We start from the raw sequence: 18,672 nt of genomic DNA, 5'->3' as shown, positions 1-18,672 counted from the left end.
CGGCGATGCCGTGAAAGTACTGATCGTCGGCGCGGGTCCCGCCGGATCCACCGCCGCGTACTACCTGGCGCAGGCCGGCCTCGAGGTTACGGTGCTGGAGAAGACCAGCTTCCCGCGCGAGAAGGTCTGCGGCGACGGCCTCACGCCCCGCGCGGTGCGGGAAATCCAGAAGCTCGGCCTGCCGCACCCCGAAACCGAGGGCTGGCGGCGGAACAAGGGCCTGCGGCTGATCGCGGGCGGCCGCACCATCGAACTGCCCTGGCCCGAGGTCTCCGACTTCCCGCAGTACGGCCTGATCCGGACCCGGTTGGGCTTCGACGAGGAGCTCGCCCGGCACGCCCAGTCCGCGGGCGCCGTCGTGTTCGAACGCCACAGCGTCACCGAAGCGCTCCGCGACGATGACGGTCGCGTCACGGGCGTCCGTGCCGCGCTGCTCGATGACGCCGGCCGGAAGACGGGGGAGACCCGGGACTTCACCGCCGACGTCGTGCTCGCCGCCGACGGCAACTCCACCCGCACCGCCGTGTCCCTGGGGCTGCCTAAACGCGACGACCGCCCCCTCGGCGTCGCCGTGCGCACCTACTTCACCAGCCCCCGCCACGAGGACGACTGGATGGAGGGCTGGCTGGAACTGCCCGGCGCCGACGGCAAGCTGCTGCCCGGCTACGGCTGGATCTTCGGCGTCGGCGATGGCACCTCCAACGTGGGCCTCGGCATCCTGAACTCCTCCAAGGAATTCGGGAAACTGGACTACAAGCAGGTCCTGCGCGAGTGGACCGCCGGGATGCCGCCGGAGTGGGGCTTCACCCCGGAGAACCAGGAGGGTGAAATCCGCGGTGCTGCGTTGCCCATGGGCTTCAACCGCACCCCGCACTACGCTCCCGGCCTGCTACTGCTCGGTGACGCCGGCGGCATGGTCTCCCCGTTCAACGGCGAGGGCATCTCCTACGCGATGGAGTCCGCCCGCTTCGCCGCCGAATACCTGATCGACACCGCCTCCCGGTCCGCGGCGGCCGGCTGGGACCGGAACGACGCCGACGCGCACCTGTCCGGGTACGCCGGCTACGTCCGTGACCAGTGGGGCTCGCACTTCACCCTGGGCCGTGCCTTCGCCGCCGTGATCGGCAAGCCGGCGGTCATGAAGCTGGCGCTGCGGACCGGCATGCCGCTGCCGCTGCTGATGAAGTTCGTGGTCCGGCTGATGGCTAACCTGACCGACCCCTCCGCCAGGGGCATCGAGGACCGGATGATCCGGGTCCTGGAGGCCCTGGTCCCGGCGACGTCCAATACCGGCACCGTTCCGGCCCCGAATCCGCGGTTTCCGCAACAAAAAGTTAGGGTTAACCCGTGACCAACTCCGCAGACCAAAGCTGGACGCACGCCGGGCACGGCCTGCAGGGCTCCGAGCCCGACCTGAACACCACCGCCATCGCCACCGGGCTGCAGCTTCCGGCAGGGTTTGCGGCGATCGCCGGCGACGCCGAACTGGGTCCCGCGATCACCACCAACCTCGCCCGCGTGGAGAAGAAGCTGCGCGAGGCGATCGCCAACTCCGACCCGCTGGCCGACGCCACCTCCCGCCACCTGGTGGAGGCCGGCGGCAAGCGCATCCGGCCGCTGCTCACCCTGCTGTGCGCGCATCTGGGGGACGCCTCGCGGCCCGCCGTGGTGCAGGCCGCCGTCGTCGTCGAGCTGACGCACCTGGCCACGCTGTACCACGACGACGTGATGGACTCCGCGCCGTTCCGCCGCGGGGCCCCCACCGCCCACGAGGTCTGGGGCAACTCCGTGGCCGTCCTCACCGGGGACCTGATCTTCGCCCGGGCCTCGATCCTGGTCTCCGAGCTGGGCTCCCGGGCCCTGGGCATCCAGGCCCGCACCTTCGAACGGCTGTGCCTCGGCCAGCTGCACGAGACCGTCGGCCCGCGGCCGGACGAGGATCCCGTGGAGCACTACCTGTCCGTGATCGCGGACAAGACCGGCTCCCTCGTGGCGGCCTCGGGCCAGCTTGGCGCGATCTTCTCCGGGGCCGACGAGTCCTACGAGGCCCTCCTGGTCGAATACGGCGAGAAGGTGGGCGTGGCTTTCCAGCTGGCCGATGACGTCATCGACGTGACCGGCGTCAAGGTCAAGAGCGGCAAGTCCCCGGGCACCGACTTGCGCGAGGGCGTGCCGACCCTGCCGGTGCTGCTGCTGCGGAAGGCAGCCGCCGACGGCGACCAGTCCGCCGTGGACCTGCTGACCCTGATCGACGGGGACCTGAGCTCCGACGAGGCGCTGGCTGCCGCCGTCGCCGGGCTGCGCGAGCACCCTGTCACCGCCCAGTCCTGGACCGTGGCGCGGGAGTGGGCCGCCGAGGCGATCGCCGCCTTGGAGCCCCTTCCCGAGGGCGTGGTCAAGGATTCGCTGACCAGCTTCGCGCACGCCGTGGTGGAGCGCAGCAGCTAGGTTCCTTGCGGTGCCGTGGCCCCTGTCCGGGCCGGCATCCCTTTGGACGCGGAATGGCCCCGGTCCTCACAACGTTCGAGTCGTCCGTTGTGCGGAACCGGGGCCATTTCTCCGTTCGCATCAGATTCACCGGAGGCATTTAGTGAACCCGTGAACAAGCGTATGACAACTCTGTCAAGTTGTCTAGGGTTTCTGTAAATTCGGTGTCACGGGTTTGCGAGAGGTCCTCGCTGCGGTCCGGGGGCACATTGAACTCCTCAGCCCGGACCTAGCCCCTCAGGCGCCGGCGTTTCTGAGTCGAAGTGCCTCCACCCGGCTGAACCGGGCCGGGGACGCTGTCCGTGATGTCCACATACGGCACCGTAATCGGTGCGCGTGCGCATGGGGTCTGTGACATTGAGCTGATGGAGCTTTCCGCATTTCTGGCAGTGCGGGGTGGAACGGCGACGACGGCGGCGCTGCAACGGGCCGGGTTTACCCGTCACGACCTCACCGCAGGCATGGACTCTGGCGTCGTCGTGAGGGTCCGCCGCGGACATTATGCCCAGCCGGATACCACCGGTGCTTACGGCGCCGCCCGCGAGATCCGGGGTCTGCTGACCTGCCTTTCGGCCGCGCCCGGATACGGCCTCTGGACGCTGAATCCTGCAGAGCAGCTGCATCTCTGCATGGGGCATCGCACGTCCCCGCCCGACGTCATCCAGCACGGCCGCCTCCTTCATCCCCGGCATCCGAACCTTCCCATGGTGGGCCTGGCCGACGTCCTGCTGCACGCCCTGCGCTGCCTGCCGGAGCTTGAGGCTCTGGTGATGGTCCAATGCGCCGTCGGCCGCGGCGACATCAGCCTGGCTTTTCCGCGCGGACGACTCTCCGGAAACCGGAATGCCCGGTCGAGGGCAGTGCTGGATCTGGTCATTCCACGGGCGGACTCGCTACTGGAGGTACTCGCAAACGTCGCCTTCGTTCGTGCCGGACTCAGTGTCCGCCGGCACGTAGAAGTACCCGGCGTCGGGGAGGTCGACTTCCTCGTCGAGGACGTGGTGATCGTCGAGACCGACGGGGCAACCCACTTGGAGCCGTATCAGGTCAAGAAGGACCGTCGACGCAACAACGCGGCCGTCATCGGCGGATACTTGGTCCTTCGGTTTAGCTATGACGACGTGGTGTACCACCCGGAGCGGATGGTGACCCAGGTCCGAGCACTCATTGATATCTGGCGGAGGGGAGATTTCCGTTCATGACACTGAACCACCGGCGATCCGGGGGCAGTTCGACGCCGGATCGGACGTTCACAGCCACCTACTGCGGCGTGTTCGTGTCAAAGTGCCCCCGGAGGGACGCAGACGGCGGGAGGCTAGTCCTCGTCGTCGTTGAAGGCCCACTCGAACATGTCGAAGACGAACTCGGAGAAGGTTCCCTCTTCGCTCTTCCACTGTCCGCGGGCGTTGTTGCGGCGGTACACGATGGGATCCGGGACGCTGAGGTCGCCCACGCGGAAGCCCCAGGTGAACTGCTCTTCCTCGTCCTCGAGGAACATCAGGAAGCCCTCGTCGTCGACTTCGAGTTCCTCGGGATCCCAGAAGTAGTGATACGCCTCCATCAGGTCCTCGCAGCCGCCTAGGGCCAGGTAAAACTCGCGGAGAACCAACGGGATGGTGAACTGGTGCTCGGCCAGGGCCTCGTCCAGCTCCTGCTCGGACAGGCCGTCCGCTTCCTGCCATTCGTCTTCGAGATATTTCGGAACAAGCGCGCGGAACTTCTCGAGGAACATGTCAGTCATGCTTCATATCCTAGCTAATCCGAGGGCCCTCTCCCCGCCCGGCCCAGGCCCAGCCGGTGCCAGCCGCGCACGGCCAGCGGAACCCGCCATCGACGCCGCCACGCGGTGACCCGGAACGCGAAAACCAGGGCCGCCACCACCGGCCCGGTGACCGGGTTGAAGGAGCCCGTCACGGACAGCGCCACCGTCAGTCCGGCGCCGGCGAACGCGGGCAGGGCGTACAGGTCGCCCGGGTCGAATAGCTGCGGTACCTCGTTGGCGGTGATGTCGCGCAGCAGGCCGCCGCCCACCGCCGTCGTCACACCCAGCAGCACCGCGGCCACCGGGTGCATCCCCGCGGCGAGGGCCTTCAGGCTGCCCGTGATGCAGAACAGGGCCAGGCCGCCGGCGTCGAAGAGCACCAGCAGCGAGGTGAACCGCTGGACGCTTGAGTAGAGGAAATACACCAGCACGGTCGCCAGCAGCGGCGGAGCGAGGTAGGCGGGGTTGGTGAACGCCGCCGGGGAGCCATTGTTGATGATGATGTCCCGGATGACGCCGCCGCCCAGGCTCACCACCGAGGCCAGCAGCAGGGAGCCGACAATGTCGAATTCCTTCCGCGCCGCCAGCAGCGACCCGGACACTGCGAAGAAGAAGACACCGGCCAGGTCCAACCACACCAGGACGAGGCTGAAGGAAAAGGTCATGGCGGTCCTGGTTATTCGGCGGGGCGGAGGGGCGGCTCCAAGGTTACGCTAACGGCTATGGATAGCCCCCTCCTGATCGCCTGCGCCCACGGAACCGCCAACCCCGACGGCGCCGCCGAAGTCAACGCCCTGCGCGCCGCCATCGCGGCCCTGCGCCCTGGACTGGAGGTCCTGGAGGCCTACGTCGACGTCCAGGAGCCCACCCTGCCCGACGTCGTCGCGGGACTCCCCGCCGGGCGGAGCGCCGTCGTGGTGCCGCTGCTGCTGAGCATCGGCTACCACGTCAAGGTGGACATCGCCCGCGCCGTGGGCAGCCGCCCCGGCACGGCCGCAGCGGCGCCGCTGGGGCCGGATCCCCGCCTCGCCGCCCTGCTTGACCGGCGGCTGCGGGAGGCGGGGGTGACGGACAACGACGCCGTGATTGTCGCCGCGGCGGGCTCCTCGGACCCCACCGCCGCGGACAACGTCGAAGAACTGGTGGGTCAGCTCCGGGACCTCCGCTCGAACCGGATCGTCGCCGCCTACGGAGCCTCCGCGAAACCGTCGGTTCCCGAAGCCGTCGCAATGCTGCGCGAGGAGGCGGCCGGGGGAGCGGGGGCCGGGGCGTCCGCCGGCGCCGTCGACCTCGGTGGCCGGGTGGTGATCGCGTCCTACCTGCTGGCGCCCGGGTTCTTCCACAACCAGCTCGCCAAGGCCGGGGCGGACCTGGTCACCGCGCCGCTGCTGCCCTCCCCGGACCTGGCCCGGATCGCCTTGGACCGCTACGACGCCGCGGTGGCCGCGTCCTAAGGTCCGCGTATGACGAATTGTTGCCCACGGTGACCCCGCGTTTCTGATCCGTTGTCGGCCGATTCGGGCCGCCCCTACAGTCGAGCCATGACTGATACAGCTCTAGCCGGAGCGCCCCAGGACCAGACCGCCGGCGGCCGTTCGGCCCGCGCCGCCAGGCCCGGCCGGCCCGCCGCCAAGCCCCACGGGCAGTGGAAGGTGGACGGCACCGCGCCGCTGAACGCCAACGAAACCTGGAAACAGGAAGACAACGGCCTGAACGTGCGGGAGCGGATCGAAACGGTCTACGCCAAGCACGGTTTCGACTCTATCGATGGCACCGACCTGCATGGCCGGTTCCGCTGGTGGGGTCTCTACACGCAGCGCAAGCCCGGGATCGACGGCGGCAAGACCGCCACCCTGGAGCCGCACGAGCTCGAGGACAAGTTCTTCATGCTTCGGGTCAGGATCGACGGCGGCGCCCTATCCACCGAGCAGCTGCGCGTCATCGGCGGCATCTCCGTGGACTTCGCCCGGGACTCGGCCGACCTCACGGACCGGCAGAACATCCAGCTGCACTGGATCCGGGTCGAGGACGTCCCCGAGATCTGGCGACGCCTCGAGGCGGTGGGGCTGTCCACCACGGAGGCCTGCGGCGACGTGCCCCGGGTGATCCTGGGCTCCCCGGTGGCCGGGATCGCCAAGGACGAGGTCATCGACCCGACCCCGCTCATCCGGGAGCTCGCCGAGCGCTTCATCGGCGACCCGGAGCTGGCCAACCTTCCGCGCAAGTTCAAGACGGCCATCACCGGCCACCCCAGCCAGGACGTAGTGCACGAGATCAATGACGTCGCCCTGGTGGGTCTGCTTCACCCCGAGCTCGGCGCAGGCTACGACCTCTGGGTGGGCGGCGCGCTCTCCACTAACCCGATGCTCGGCAAGCGCCTCGGCGCCTTCGTCCGCCCGGACCAGGCCGCCGACGTCTGGCTTGGAGTCACCAGCATCTTCCGCGACTACGGCTACCGGCGCATGCGCACCAAGGCCCGGCTGAAGTTCCTGCTCGCCGACTGGGGTCCGGAGAAATTCCGCCGGGTCCTCGAGGAGGAATACCTCGGCTACGCGCTCAGCGACGGCCCGGCCGCGCCCAAGCCGGCAACCCCCGGCGACCACATCGGCGTCCACGAACAAAAGGACGGCAGGTTCTTCATCGGCGCCACTCCGGTGGCCGGACGCCTCTCCGGCAGCCAGCTCGTGGCCCTAGCCGACACCCTCGAATCCCGCGGTTCGCGGCGGCTGCGGACCACCCCGCACCAGAAGCTCGTGGTCCTGGACGTCCCCGGCGGCCAGGTGGAACCGCTCGTGGCCGAGCTCGACGCGCTGGGCCTCTCCGCCCGGCCCTCCGTGTTCCGCCGGGGCACCATCGCCTGCACCGGGATCGAATTCTGCAAGCTCGCGATCGTCGAAACCAAGGCGACGGCGGCGACGGCGGTGGCCGAACTGGAGCGACGCCTCGCCGACCTCGTCGACGCCGGGAAGCTGCCGGAGTCGCTGTCCCTGCACATCAACGGCTGCCCCAATTCCTGCGCCCGCATCCAGACGGCGGACGTCGGCCTGAAGGGCATGATGCTTCCCACGCCCGACGGCGACCCGACGCCCGGCTTCCAGGTCCACCTCGGCGGCGGACTCGCCTCCACCGACCGGGAGGAGGCGGGCCTGGGCCGCACCGTCCGGGGCCTCAAGGTCACCGCCGACGAACTGCCCGACTACGTGGAGCGGGTGGTGCGAAAATTCGCCGACACCCGTACCGACGGCCAGAGCTTCGCCGAATGGGCCTTCGCCGCCGACGAAGGGGACCTGCAGTGACCGCTCCCCAGCCACAACCCAACCTCGCAAGTCCCAACTCGCTCCCTGTCCTCGCAAGCTCGGACCGGGGCCCTCGCGAGTCGGGGCCCTCGGCCGGGGACCTCGGTGGCCGTGGGCCCTCCCTCCGGAGCCGCGAGGAGCTCAAGGCCCACGCCGCGGCCGGGGCCGCCGAACTCGGCTGGGACGCCCCGGCCGGCGACGTGATCGACTGGGTGGCGCGCACCTTCGAACGGCCCGCCGTCGCCGTCGCCTGCTCCATGGCCGACGCCGTCCTGCCCGCCCTCGTAGCGGAACGGATCCCCGGCGTCGACGTGCTCTTCCTGGACACCGGCTACCACTTCCCGGAGACCTACGCCACGCGCGACGAGGTGGCCGCGAACCTGCGCGTCACCGTCGTGGACGTGCTCCCGGAAACCACCGTGGAGCAGCAGGACCGGATCCTCGGCAAGGACCTCTTCGCCCGTGACGCCGCCCAGTGCTGCGCGCTGCGCAAGGTCGCCCCGCTGCGCCGCACCCTGGCAGGCTACGAACTCTGGTTCACCGGCGTCCGCCGCGACGAGGCACCCACCCGCACTAACACCCCGCTGGTGACCTGGGACGAAGCCAACGGACTGGTCAAGGTCAACCCCGTGGCGGCCTGGACCTTCGAGCAGCTGGTCCAGTACTCCGCCGACAACCTCCTGCCTGTCAACCCGCTCCTTTCACAGGGCTACCCGTCCATCGGCTGCCAGCCCTGTACCCGCCAGGTCGCCCCCGGCGAGGACCCCCGCGCCGGCCGCTGGGCCGGAACCGACAAGACAGAATGCGGACTACACGTATGAGCATCAAGACCACCAACGAGGAACTGCAGCTGGCCGGGCTGGTCCACGGCACGGCTGGGACGCCGATTGCCGCCCCGGGAGTGGCATCGGGCCTGTCGGAGCCGCGCGCTCGGCTGATCGAAGATCAGCCGCGCGGCGCAGGGGCGGGGGCGGCAATCGGCGTCGCGGCCCCGGCACGTCTTTCATCCCTGGACACGCTCGAGTCCGAGGCGATTCACATCATCCGGGAGGTTGTTGCCGAGTTTGAGCGGCCCGCGCTGTTGTTTTCCGGCGGCAAGGATTCCGTGGTGATGCTGCATCTAGCCACCAAGGCTTTCTGGCCCGGGAAGGTGCCGTTCCCGGTCCTGCATGTGGATACCGGGCACAACTTCCCGGAGGTGATCGACTTCCGGGACCGGACCGTGGAACGGCTGGGTCTCCGGTTGGTGGTGGGGTCCGTGCAGGAGTTCATCGATTCCGGCGAGCTGGCCGAGCGCGCGGACGGCACCCGCAACCCGCTGCAGACCGTCCCGCTTCTGGACGCGATCAGCCGCAACAAGTTCGACGCCGTCTTCGGCGGCGGCCGCCGGGACGAGGACAAAGCCCGGGCCAAGGAGCGCATCCTGAGCCTGCGCGACGAATTCGGACAGTGGGACCCGCGCAACCAGCGCCCGGAACTCTGGAACCTGTACAACGGCCGGCACACCGTGGGCCAGCACGTCCGGGCCTTCCCGATCAGCAACTGGACCGAACTGGACGTCTGGCGCTACATCGAACGCGAGAACATCGACCTGCCCGGCCTCTACTACGCCCACGAGCGCGAGGTCTACGCCCGCGACGGCATGTGGCGCGCCGTCGGGGAAGTCTCGCAGCCTCGCGCCGACGAGCAGGTCATCACCAAGACGGTCCGCTACCGCACCGTCGGGGACATGTCCTGCACCGGCGCCGTCGAATCCGACGCCGCCACCGTGCGCGACGTCGTGATTGAAGTTGCCGCCTCCACCATCACCGAACGTGGCGCCACCCGGGCCGATGACCGCATCTCCGAGGCCGCCATGGAAGACCGCAAGAAGGACGGCTATTTCTAATGAGCACCATTCCCGCCACCCAGGATGCCGCCGCCGCAGACCTGGGTCTCGCCTCCGCCTCGCTGTTCCGTTTCGCCACCGCCGGCTCGGTCGACGACGGCAAGTCCACCCTGGTGGGCCGGCTCCTGCACGATTCGAAAGCCATCCTCGCCGACCAGCTCGACGCCGTCGCCCGCACCTCCGCGGACCGCGGCTTCGGCGCGGCGGACGGGGAGTCCGGAGGGCAACGGATCGACCTCGCCCTGCTGACCGACGGGCTGCGCGCCGAGCGGGAACAGGGCATCACCATCGACGTCGCCTACCGCTACTTCGCCACCGACCGGCGCAGCTTCATCCTCGCCGACTGCCCCGGGCACGTGCAGTACACCCGGAACACGGTGACCGGAGCCTCCACCGCCGACGCCGTCGTGGTCCTCATCGATGCCCGCAAGGGCGTCCTGGAACAGACCCGACGGCACCTGTCCGTGCTGCACCTGCTGCGGGTGCCGCACGTGATCGTAGCGGTGAACAAGATCGACCTGGTGGAATTCAGTGAGGACGTCTTCCGCGCCATCGAGGACGAGGTGCAGCACATGGGCCGCGAACTGGGGCTGGGGGACGGGGACGGTTCCGGACTGCTGGTGGTGCCGGTGTCCGCGCTCGACGGCGACAACGTCGTCGACCGGTCCACGCGCACCCCCTGGTACCGCGGACCGGCGCTGCTGGAGATCCTTGAGACCCTCCCGGCCGCCGATGAGATCGAAACCCACCTGGAAAGCTTCCGCTTCCCGGTCCAGCTGGTAGTTCGGCCGCAGGGGGCGCTGGCCCCCGACTCGCTCGCCCGCGGCCTCAACCCCGGCGCGTACCGCGACTACCGGGCCTACGCCGGCCAGATCACCGAGGGTGCGGTCAAGCTCGGCGACCCGGTCAGCGTCCTGACGCCCGGGCAGGCGCCGCGGAACACCACGGTGACCGGAATCGACTTCGCCGGCCGGCAGCTCACGGAGGCTGTGGCGCCGCAGTCGGTGGCGCTGCGGCTGGCGGACGAGTTCGACGTCGCCCGCGGCGACACGATCGCGGCCGCCGGAACGATATCCAAGTCCACCGCCGACCTCTACGCCTCGCTCTGCTGGCTCTCGCCTAAGCCCCTCCGCGAGGGCGCCAAGGTGCTGGTCAAACACGGCACCCGCACGGTCCAGGCCCTGGTCCGGAACGTTACCGGCAGGCTGGACCTCGGCAGCTTCCGGGTGGAACCGGCCTCCACGCTGGAACTCAACGACATCGGCCACGCCCAGCTCCGGCTTGCCGCCGCCTTGCCGCTGGAGAACTACCAGCACCACCGGCGGACCGGTGCGTTCCTGGTGATCGACCCTCGGGACGGCAACACCCTCGCCGCGGGACTGGTCCGGGACCACCCTGGCGACCACGAGGACGAGCGCTACAGCATCTGAGCCGCGATCTGAGCTTCGGCGGAGGCGGCGCCCAACGACCCTAGCCGCCGCCAAACCGGCGGAGGACAATGGGCGCCATGCCGGAGAACACGGCTCCCACCCCGGCCCCAGCGCCGGCCCCCGGCCCTGCGCCCGATCGCGGCCCTGGACCCGAACCCGGCCACGCCGTTGAACCCGCCGGGCCGCCGCCCGCGGTGCGGGCGCAACTGCTCGCCACCGAACACTGGAGCCTGCTGGCCTCCCGAAGCACCACCCAGAGCGAGGTGCTGACCCGGATCAGCATGTTCCTCACGCTGACCTCCGCCGGGCTGCTCAGCCTGGCCCTGGTGGGCCAGGCGACGGGGTTCACCGGGCTGTTCCCGGTGTTCGAGCTCTCGGTCCTTGGCTTCGTGACGCTGGTGGGAGTCCTCACCCAGGTCCGCGTCATGAACGTCGGCATCGAGGACCTGATGTACGTGATCGCCATGAACCGGATCCGGGCCGGGTACCTCGGCCTGGACCCCGGACTGGCGCCGTACCTGATGTCCTCCCCGCACGACGACCGGCCCGGCTCCGAGCAGACCTATTTCTTCTTCCGCAACCGGAGGCACGCCAGCCAGTTCCTGGGCAGCAGCATGGTCTTCATCGCCGCCGTCAACGCCGCGCTCGCGGGCCTCCTGACCGCCGCCGTCTCCGGAACCCTGACCGCCCCGGCGCCGGTCACCGTCGGGCTCGGCGCGCTCGCCGCCGTCGGGTACCTCGCCGTCGCCCTGGTCCGCAGCGGCCGCCGCTACTTCGGCCTCTGGACCCGCTATTCACCGAGCTTCCCTACGCGCCCCGAGGACTGACGCCTGCCCGTTGCGGCGCGCTGTGTGACGCCGCGTGAACCCCCGTGACCCCCGGTTTCCGGACCATTGAACCCGGTTCGGACGGCTCCCTAGGGTGAAGCCATGACAAGCTCACAGCCCGGGACCACCCGAATCGTTGCCGGTGAACCGGGCCCCTCCCGGCACCACAAAACCCAGCGCCGCCGCGGCCTCGAGGTGGGCCTCGCCGTCGGGCTCGCGCTCCTGATCGGTGCCGGGGCCGCCGTCGCCTCCACCGTCAGCCGCGGGCGCGGCCCGGCCCCGGACGCCGGCACGGTCGGCGGCACCCCCGCGGCCGAACTCAAACTCGGCTACTTCGGCAACATCACCCACGGGGCCGCCCTGATCGGCGTCAGCAAGGGCTTCATCGCCGCAAGCCTCGGCCAGACCAGGCTCAGCACCCAGGTCTTCAACGCCGGCCCCGCCGCCATCGAAGCCCTCAACGCCGGCGCCATCGACGCCACCTACATTGGCCCCAGCCCGGCGATCAACTCCTTCGTCAAGAGCAAGGGCGAATCCATCAGCGTCGTCGCCGGTGCCGCCTCCGGGGGCGCCCAGCTGGTGGTACGTCCGGAGATCAGCGCCCCGGACCAGCTGCGCGGAAAGACGCTCGCCACCCCGCAGCTGGGCGGCACCCAGGACGTGGCGCTCCGGGCCTGGCTCGGCAAACAAGGCTTCCACGTCAGCCCCGACGGCGGCGGCGACGTCACCATCAACCCCACCGAGAACGCCCAGACCCTGAAACTGTTCCAGGCCGGAAAGCTCGACGGCGCCTGGCTGCCCGAACCCTGGGCGTCCCGGCTGGTGCTGCAGGCCGGCGCCAAGGTCCTGGTGGACGAGAAGGATCTTTGGGACGGCTCGCTGTCCGGCGCCCCGGGACAGTTCCCCACCACCGTGCTGATCGTCAACAGGGCCTACGCCGCGGCCCACCCGGACACGGTCAAGGCCCTGCTCAAGGGCCACGTCCAGGCCGTGGACTGGCTGCAGCACGCCCCCGCCGAGGAGAAGGCCGGTGCCCTGAACGCCGCGCTCAAGGACGTCGGCGGTGCCGAGCTGCCCGCCGACGTCGTGGACCGCTCCCTGCAGAACATCGTCTTCACCGTCGACCCGCTCGCCGGCACCTACCCGAAGCTGCTCCAGGACGGGGCGGACGCGGGCATCACCAAACCCGCGGACATCACCGGCATCTTCGACCTGACGGCGCTCAACGCCGTCTCCGCCACCCACGTGTCCGCCCGGGGCCTGGGCAAGGACTGACCGCCCCGGCCCCCACCGCAACCAAGGGAGACCTCCTCATGCCGGTACTGCTGGAAAACCTCGGAAAGACTTTCGACGACGGCGCGCCCGTCCTGGAAGGCGTGAACGCCAGCATCGGCGCCGGTGAGTTCGTGGCGCTGCTGGGAGCCTCGGGCTGCGGAAAATCCACCCTGCTGAACATCATCGCCGGGCTGGAAGCTCCCACCACCGGCGCCCTCGAGGTGCCCAGCGACGGGGCGGCGTTCATGTTCCAGGACGCGGCCCTGTTTCCCTGGCTCACCGCCCGGGAAAACGTCGAACTGGCCCTCACGCTCCGCGGCGTGGGGAAAGCGGAACGCCGCCGGACGGCCGGGGAACTGCTGGACCTGGTGCACCTCTCCGGCGCGGGCGGCAAACGCCCGCACGAGCTCTCCGGCGGCATGCGCCAACGCGTGGCCCTGGCCCGGGCACTGGCCCAGGACCGGCCGTTGCTGCTGATGGACGAACCCTTCGCCGCACTCGACGCCATCACCCGGGACCTGCTGCACGACGAACTGGAACGCGTCTGGCACGAAACCGGCCGGACCATCATCTTCGTCACCCACAACGTCGGCGAGGCGGTGCGGCTGGGCCAGCGGGTCCTGCTGCTCTCCTCCCGCCCGGGCCGGGTGGTCCAGGAGTGGCAGGTCACCGCGGAACACCGCACCAACCCCGGACTGGCCGGACAGCTCACCAGCGCCATCACCGCCCGGCTACGCGAGGAGATCCGCCGCCATGCCCACTAGCCACACCGCCGCCCCGGCCGCCGCCCCCGAAGCCGCCACCCTCCCTTCCGCCGCCCGGGAAAAGTCTCTCCGTCCCGGCGTCGAGGACCTCCGACAGTTGGAGGCCGGCCTGGACTCACTGCAGTCCGCCGCCGCCCGGACCGCCCGCATCGACTGGTCACGGGTGCTGCTGCCGGTGGCCGCGCTCGCCGTGCTCCTCCTGGCCTGGCAGGCGTACGTCTGGCTCGGCATCAAACGCCGCGACCTGGTCCCCGGTCCGCTCGACGTCGCCGGGCAGCTCGGTGCCCTCTGGGGCGAGGCCACCCTGCAACAGGCCGTGGCCACCTCACTGCAGCGCGGCGCCGCAGGGTTCGTCATCAGCGTGCTCATCGCGACGCCGCTGGGCCTGCTGCTCGCCCAGGTGGCCCCGCTCCGGCGCGCCTTCGGGCCGCTGATCTCCGGACTGCAGGTGCTGCCCTCGGTGGCATGGGTGCCGGCGGCCATCATCTGGTTCGGCCTCAGCGACGCCACCGTCTACTTCGTGGTCCTGATGGGCGCCATCCCATCGATCATCAACGGCCTGATTTCCGGCGTCGACCAGATCCCGCCGCAGTACCGCCGCGTCGGCTCCGTCCTTGGCGCCTCCCGGCTGGACCTGACCCTCCGGATCATCCTGCCCGCCGCCCTCCCCGGCTATCTGGGCGGGCTCAAGCAGGGCTGGGCCTTCTCCTGGCGCTCGCTGATGGCCGCCGAAATCATCACCGTGGGCGGCAGCATGGGCTTCGGCCTGGGCTCCCTGCTCAACCAGGGCCGCGATCTCGCGGACATGACGGTGGTCCTCGCCGCGATCCTGCTCATCCTCGCCATCGGCATCCTGGTGGAACTGCTGGTCTTCGCCCCCGTGGAGAAGCACCTGCTCCGCCGCCGGGGGCTCCTGGCCGGCAGTACCCGCTGACTCCGCCAGACCAGGGATGACGGACCAGAGATGACGGACCACAGATGACAGCACAGATGACGCCCTGTGACCTCGCGTGAACCGGTGTTTCCCGGCCGCTGGTCGGCCCGCCCGGACCCGCCCTACCCTCGACGCATGACCATCCAGGACATCTATCCCGCGGCACTGCGCCTGCTCGGCCGCCCCGTACTCGTGGTCGGCGGAGGCCCCGTCGCCGCCCGCCGCGCCAAGGGCCTGCTGGACGCCGGCGCCCGGGTCACGATCGTCGCCCCCCAGGCCGGGGCCGGGGTGCGGGAGCTGGCCGACGCCGGGCTCCTGGCCTGGAAGGCCCGGCCCTACCGCTCCGGCGATGCCGACGGCGCGTGGTTCATCCAGACCGCCACCGGCGATCCGGCCGTTGACGCACAGGTCGCCGCCGACGCCGAGGCGCAGCGGACCTGGTGCGTCAACGCCTCCGACCACGAGGCGTCCGCCGCCTGGACCCCCGCCGTCGCCGTCGTGGACGACGTCAAGATCGCCATCAACGCCGGGGGAGACCCGCGTCGGGCCATGGCGCTGCGCGACGCCGTCGCCACCGCCCTGGACACCGGCGACCTGCCGCTGCGCCGCCACCGCGTTCAGACGGACGCAGCCACCGGCTCCGTCGCCCTGGTGGGCGGCGGCCCCGGCGACCCCGGCCTGATCACCGTCCGCGGCCGGCGCCTCCTGGGACAGGCCGACGTCGTCGTCACCGACCGGCTGGGGCCCCGGCAACTGCTCAACGAACTCGCCCCCGACGTCCGCGTGGTGGAGGTCGGCAAGACCCCCGGCCACCACCCCGTCCCGCAGGCCGAGATCAACCGGATCCTCGTGTCCGAAGCACTGGCCGGCCACCGCGTGGTCCGGCTCAAGGGCGGCGACCCGTACGTCCTGGGCCGGGGCGGCGAGGAAGCCGAATACTGCCGGCAGCACGGCGTGGATGTCGAGCTGGTCCCCGGAGTGACCTCTGCGGTGTCCGTCCCCGCCGCCGCCGGCATCCCGGTCACCCACCGGGGCCTGGCTAGGGGCTTCAGCGTGGTCACCGGCCACGAGGAACTCGCCGAGGTGCCGGCCCGGGCCGACCACACCGTCGTGCTGCTCATGGGTGTCGGGCGGCTGCGCGACTCCGCGGCCACCCTTGCGGCGGCGGGTTTGCCCGCAGCAACGCCGGTTGGCATCGTGGAGAACGGCTACCTGCCGAACCAGCGGGTCACGATCGGGACGCTAGGGACCATCGCGGACCAGGCGGCGGCCGTTGGGGTGGCGAACCCCGCCGTCGTGGTCATCGGCGACGTCGTCCGGGTCAGCCCCTACGCCCCGCCCCACTTCAAGACCGCGGACTACAGCACCACCTCCCCGAACACCCCGCGCGTCCCCGCCCCCTAGGCACGCCCGGAACCAGCCACCGCCCGAACCAAAGGAACACAGCCGTGTCAGCAACCCTCCCCGCAGGAACCCCCGCCCGTCCGCTCCGCGTCGCCGTGATCGGCGCCGGTCCGGCCGGCGTCTACGCCGCGGACATCCTGACCAAGAGCGAGGCCGTCACCAGCGGCGCGCTCACCGTCAGCATCGACCTCTTCGACCGGTACCCGGCGCCCTACGGCCTGATCCGCTACGGCGTGGCCCCGGACCATCCCCGGATCAAGGGGATCGTCAACGCCCTGCACAAGGTCCTGGACCGCGGCGACATCCGCTTCTTCGGCAACGTCGACTTCGGTACGGACCTCACCCTCGCGGACCTGCGCACGCACTACGACGCGGTCATCTTCGCCACCGGCGCGATCAAGGACGCGGACCTGAACATCCCCGGCATCGACCTGGAGGGCTCCTTCGGCGGCGCCGACTTCGTCTCCTGGTACGACGGGCACCCGGACGTGCCCCGGGAATGGCCGCTGGAGGCCAAGGAAATCGCGGTGATCGGCAACGGCAACGTGGCACTGGACGTGGCCCGGATCCTCTCCAAGCACGCCGATGACCTCTTGGTCACCGAGATCCCGGACAACGTCTACGCCGGGCTCAAGGCCTCCCCGGTCACCGACGTGCACGTGTTCGGGCGGCGCGGCCCGGCCCAGGTGAAGTTCACCCCGCTGGAGCTGCGCGAACTCTCGCACTCCAAGGACGTGGACATCGTCCTGTACGCGGAGGACTTCGAGTTCGACGAGGCCTCCGACGAAGCAATCCAGTCCAACAACCAGATCAAGACCATGGTCGGCACGCTGACGAACTGGATCGCCGAGCAGCCCGAGGACCTCTCCGAACTCACGGCGTCCCGCCGGCTGCACCTGCACTTCCTGCACAGCCCGGTGGAAGTGCTCGGAGAAAAAACAGCCGACGCGTCGGCGCCGGGCCGGGTAGCCGGCGTCCGGTTCGAACGGACCGAACTCGACGGCACGGGCAACGCCCGAGGCACCGGCGAGTTCGTCGACTACCCGGTCCAGGCCGTCTACCGCGCCGTCGGCTACTTCGGCTCGGCCCTCCCCGAGGTGGACTTCGATCACAGCAAGGGAGTGATCCCGAACGACGGCGGCAGGGTGCTGGACGCCGCGGGCACCCACGTGCCGGGCCTCTACGCCACCGGCTGGATCAAGCGCGGCCCGGTGGGCCTGATCGGCCACACCAAGGGCGACGCCCTCGAGACCATTACCCTCCTGCTCGAGGACCGGGAAACCCTGCCGGCCGCCCCGGCACCCGCCCCGGACGCCATCGTTGCCCTGCTGGAAGGCCGCGGCACCGGCTTTACCACCTGGGAGGGATGGCTGGCGCTGGATGCCCACGAGCGGGACCTGGGCGGCCGCGCTGCGGACACGGGCCTCCGGCGCGAACGCATCAAGGTGGTCCCCCGTGACGAGATGGTGGAGATCTCCCGAGGCGGGGTGGCGGCGCAGGTCTAGGGAATACCGCGGGGAAGTCCACGCGTCGAAAGTGGCGGCATTCGGGCCGGATAGTCAGTAGGCTTACCGTCATGAATGCACACTCGACGCTCGGGCCGCTCCGGTGAGGCTCCGCCGCAGCAACGCCTCCGGCCGCGGCTACCGGCGCGTGGCCTCCGGTTCCGGGTTCAGCTACAAGGACCTGGACGGTTCCACCATTCCGCCCGGGGAGCTCCGGGACCGGCTGGAAGGCCTCGGCATCCCGCCGGCCTGGACGGACGTCTGGATCGCCCCGTACGAGAACGGGCACATCCAGGCCACGGGTGTGGACGCCGTCGGCCGCCGGCAGTACATCTATCACCCGACCTGGCGGGAGCGGAAGGACCGGGTGAAGTTCGACCGGTCGCTCCAACTCGCCGAGACGCTGCCCTCCGCCCGGCGTGGGGTCACCCTGGACCTCCGGTCCGAGGGCCTGAACCGGGAGCGGGTGCTTGCGGCTGCCTTCCGGATGCTCGACAGCGGTTCGCTGCGGGTCGGCTCGGAGCGCTACACGAACGAAAACGGCAGCCACGGCCTCGCCACCCTGCTCTGCGCCCACGTCACCGTCCGCAAAAACGAGCTGCGCCTGACCTTCCCGGCCAAGAGCGGCAAGACCTGGGAATCCCGCATCGACGACGCCGACCTGGCCGCCGTCGTCCGCTCGCTCAAGCGCCGCGGCGGCAACGCCCGCCTGCTCGCCTACAAGAACGGCCGCAGCTGGCACCCCGTGACGAGCGCAGAAATCAATGACTACGTCAAGGAGCGCACCGGCGGGGACTTCACCGCCAAGGACTTCCGGACCCTCCGGGGCACCGTCGCGGCCGCTGTGAGCCTGGCCAGGAGCGGTCCGCAGCCCAAGGTCTCGGCACGGAAGCGGGCGGTGAGCCGGGCCATGGTGGACGCCTCCGCTGTCCTCGGCAACACGCCCTCGATCGCCCGCAAGAGCTACGTCGACCCGCGGCTGCTGGATCACTTCGCCGCGGGGGAGACCATCGACCCCAAGCGGCTGGACTCGGCCGAGTCTGAGATCCGCGCCCTGCTCTACCAGGAGGGCAACGTGGTGCCGCTGCGCTGAGGACCGG

General features: G+C 70.3%; 17 protein-coding genes. 15 read left to right on the top strand and 2 right to left on the bottom strand.

Translation table 11 applies throughout. The features are described from left to right. Positions 1–10 precede the first annotated feature (10 nt). The 3 genes from ACFUCU_RS14880 (at position 11) to ACFUCU_RS14870 (ending at position 3,689) form a co-directional block, all read left to right on the top strand. Complete coding sequence (locus tag ACFUCU_RS14880; RefSeq protein ID WP_377973266.1) at positions 11–1,351, top strand: geranylgeranyl reductase family protein; 1,341 nt, start codon at positions 11–13, stop codon at positions 1,349–1,351. Further along, entirely contained in the window at positions 1,348–2,448 is a 1,101-nt protein-coding gene (locus ACFUCU_RS14875; protein WP_377973265.1) for a polyprenyl synthetase family protein, read from the top strand. Before ACFUCU_RS14880 ends, ACFUCU_RS14875 begins: the two co-directional genes overlap by 4 nt. A gap of 404 nt (positions 2,449–2,852) precedes the next feature. Next, positions 2,853–3,689, top strand: a complete 837-nt coding sequence (locus ACFUCU_RS14870) for a DUF559 domain-containing protein (RefSeq protein WP_377973264.1) — start codon at positions 2,853–2,855, stop codon at positions 3,687–3,689. A gap of 113 nt (positions 3,690–3,802) precedes the next feature. On the opposite strand, the gene ACFUCU_RS14865 is transcribed toward ACFUCU_RS14870, so the two are convergent. Further along, positions 3,803–4,228, bottom strand: a complete 426-nt coding sequence (locus ACFUCU_RS14865; protein ID WP_377973263.1) for a hypothetical protein — start codon at positions 4,226–4,228, stop codon at positions 3,803–3,805. Positions 4,229–4,242: 14 nt separating this feature from the next. Then, positions 4,243–4,914 carry a trimeric intracellular cation channel family protein gene (locus tag ACFUCU_RS14860; RefSeq protein WP_290256051.1) on the bottom strand — a complete coding sequence of 224 codons (672 nt, stop codon included), beginning with the start codon at positions 4,912–4,914 and terminating at the stop codon, positions 4,243–4,245. Between the two features lie 57 nt (positions 4,915–4,971). On the opposite strand from ACFUCU_RS14860, the gene ACFUCU_RS14855 reads away from it, so the two are divergent. The 12 genes from ACFUCU_RS14855 to ACFUCU_RS14800 all read left to right on the top strand — a co-directional run bounded on the left by ACFUCU_RS14855 (position 4,972) and on the right by ACFUCU_RS14800 (position 18,665). Next, entirely contained in the window at positions 4,972–5,703 is a 732-nt protein-coding gene (locus tag ACFUCU_RS14855; protein WP_377973262.1) for a sirohydrochlorin chelatase, read from the top strand. An 87-nt stretch (positions 5,704–5,790) separates the two neighbouring features. Next, the gene (locus ACFUCU_RS14850; RefSeq protein ID WP_377973261.1) at positions 5,791–7,545 is read left to right on the top strand and encodes a nitrite/sulfite reductase; all 1,755 of its coding nucleotides are present in this window, start codon (positions 5,791–5,793) and stop codon (positions 7,543–7,545) included. Further along, positions 7,542–8,366 carry a phosphoadenylyl-sulfate reductase gene (locus ACFUCU_RS14845; RefSeq protein WP_377973260.1) on the top strand — a complete coding sequence of 275 codons (825 nt, stop codon included), beginning with the start codon at positions 7,542–7,544 and terminating at the stop codon, positions 8,364–8,366. The genes ACFUCU_RS14850 and ACFUCU_RS14845 overlap by 4 nt, the downstream gene beginning before the upstream one ends. Next, a complete protein-coding gene (cysD, locus tag ACFUCU_RS14840; protein WP_377973259.1) occupies positions 8,363–9,433 on the top strand; it encodes a sulfate adenylyltransferase subunit CysD in 1,071 nt (356 codons plus the stop codon). The genes ACFUCU_RS14845 and cysD overlap by 4 nt, the downstream gene beginning before the upstream one ends. Next, positions 9,433–10,863 (top strand): sulfate adenylyltransferase subunit 1, encoded by a 1,431-nt coding sequence (locus ACFUCU_RS14835; protein WP_290256046.1) that lies wholly within the window; start codon positions 9,433–9,435, stop codon positions 10,861–10,863. The genes cysD and ACFUCU_RS14835 overlap by 1 nt, the downstream gene beginning before the upstream one ends. A gap of 77 nt (positions 10,864–10,940) precedes the next feature. After that, positions 10,941–11,690 carry a hypothetical protein gene (locus tag ACFUCU_RS14830; protein ID WP_377973258.1) on the top strand — a complete coding sequence of 250 codons (750 nt, stop codon included), beginning with the start codon at positions 10,941–10,943 and terminating at the stop codon, positions 11,688–11,690. Between the two features lie 102 nt (positions 11,691–11,792). Continuing rightward, positions 11,793–12,965, top strand: a complete 1,173-nt coding sequence (locus tag ACFUCU_RS14825) for an ABC transporter substrate-binding protein (protein ID WP_377973257.1) — start codon at positions 11,793–11,795, stop codon at positions 12,963–12,965. Positions 12,966–13,003: 38 nt separating this feature from the next. After that, positions 13,004–13,729: an ABC transporter ATP-binding protein gene (locus tag ACFUCU_RS14820; protein ID WP_364133597.1), complete on the top strand. Its 726-nt coding sequence runs from the start codon at positions 13,004–13,006 to the stop codon at positions 13,727–13,729. Further along, positions 13,719–14,663, top strand: coding sequence for an ABC transporter permease (locus ACFUCU_RS14815; RefSeq protein WP_364133594.1), 945 nt, complete (start codon positions 13,719–13,721; stop codon positions 14,661–14,663). Before ACFUCU_RS14820 ends, ACFUCU_RS14815 begins: the two co-directional genes overlap by 11 nt. A 135-nt stretch (positions 14,664–14,798) precedes the next feature. Next, positions 14,799–16,067 carry a uroporphyrinogen-III C-methyltransferase gene (gene cobA / locus ACFUCU_RS14810; RefSeq protein WP_377973256.1) on the top strand — a complete coding sequence of 423 codons (1,269 nt, stop codon included), beginning with the start codon at positions 14,799–14,801 and terminating at the stop codon, positions 16,065–16,067. Between the two features lie 44 nt (positions 16,068–16,111). After that, positions 16,112–17,572, top strand: a complete 1,461-nt coding sequence (locus ACFUCU_RS14805) for an FAD-dependent oxidoreductase (RefSeq protein WP_377973255.1) — start codon at positions 16,112–16,114, stop codon at positions 17,570–17,572. A gap of 103 nt (positions 17,573–17,675) precedes the next feature. Then, a complete protein-coding gene (locus ACFUCU_RS14800; RefSeq protein ID WP_377973254.1) occupies positions 17,676–18,665 on the top strand; it encodes a DNA topoisomerase IB in 990 nt (329 codons plus the stop codon). Positions 18,666–18,672 lie beyond the last annotated feature (7 nt).

Source organism: Arthrobacter sp. NPDC057259, from assembly GCF_042668995.1.
Taxonomy (GTDB): domain Bacteria; phylum Actinomycetota; class Actinomycetes; order Actinomycetales; family Micrococcaceae; genus Arthrobacter.
This window is presented reverse-complemented; position numbering and strand designations above follow the sequence as displayed.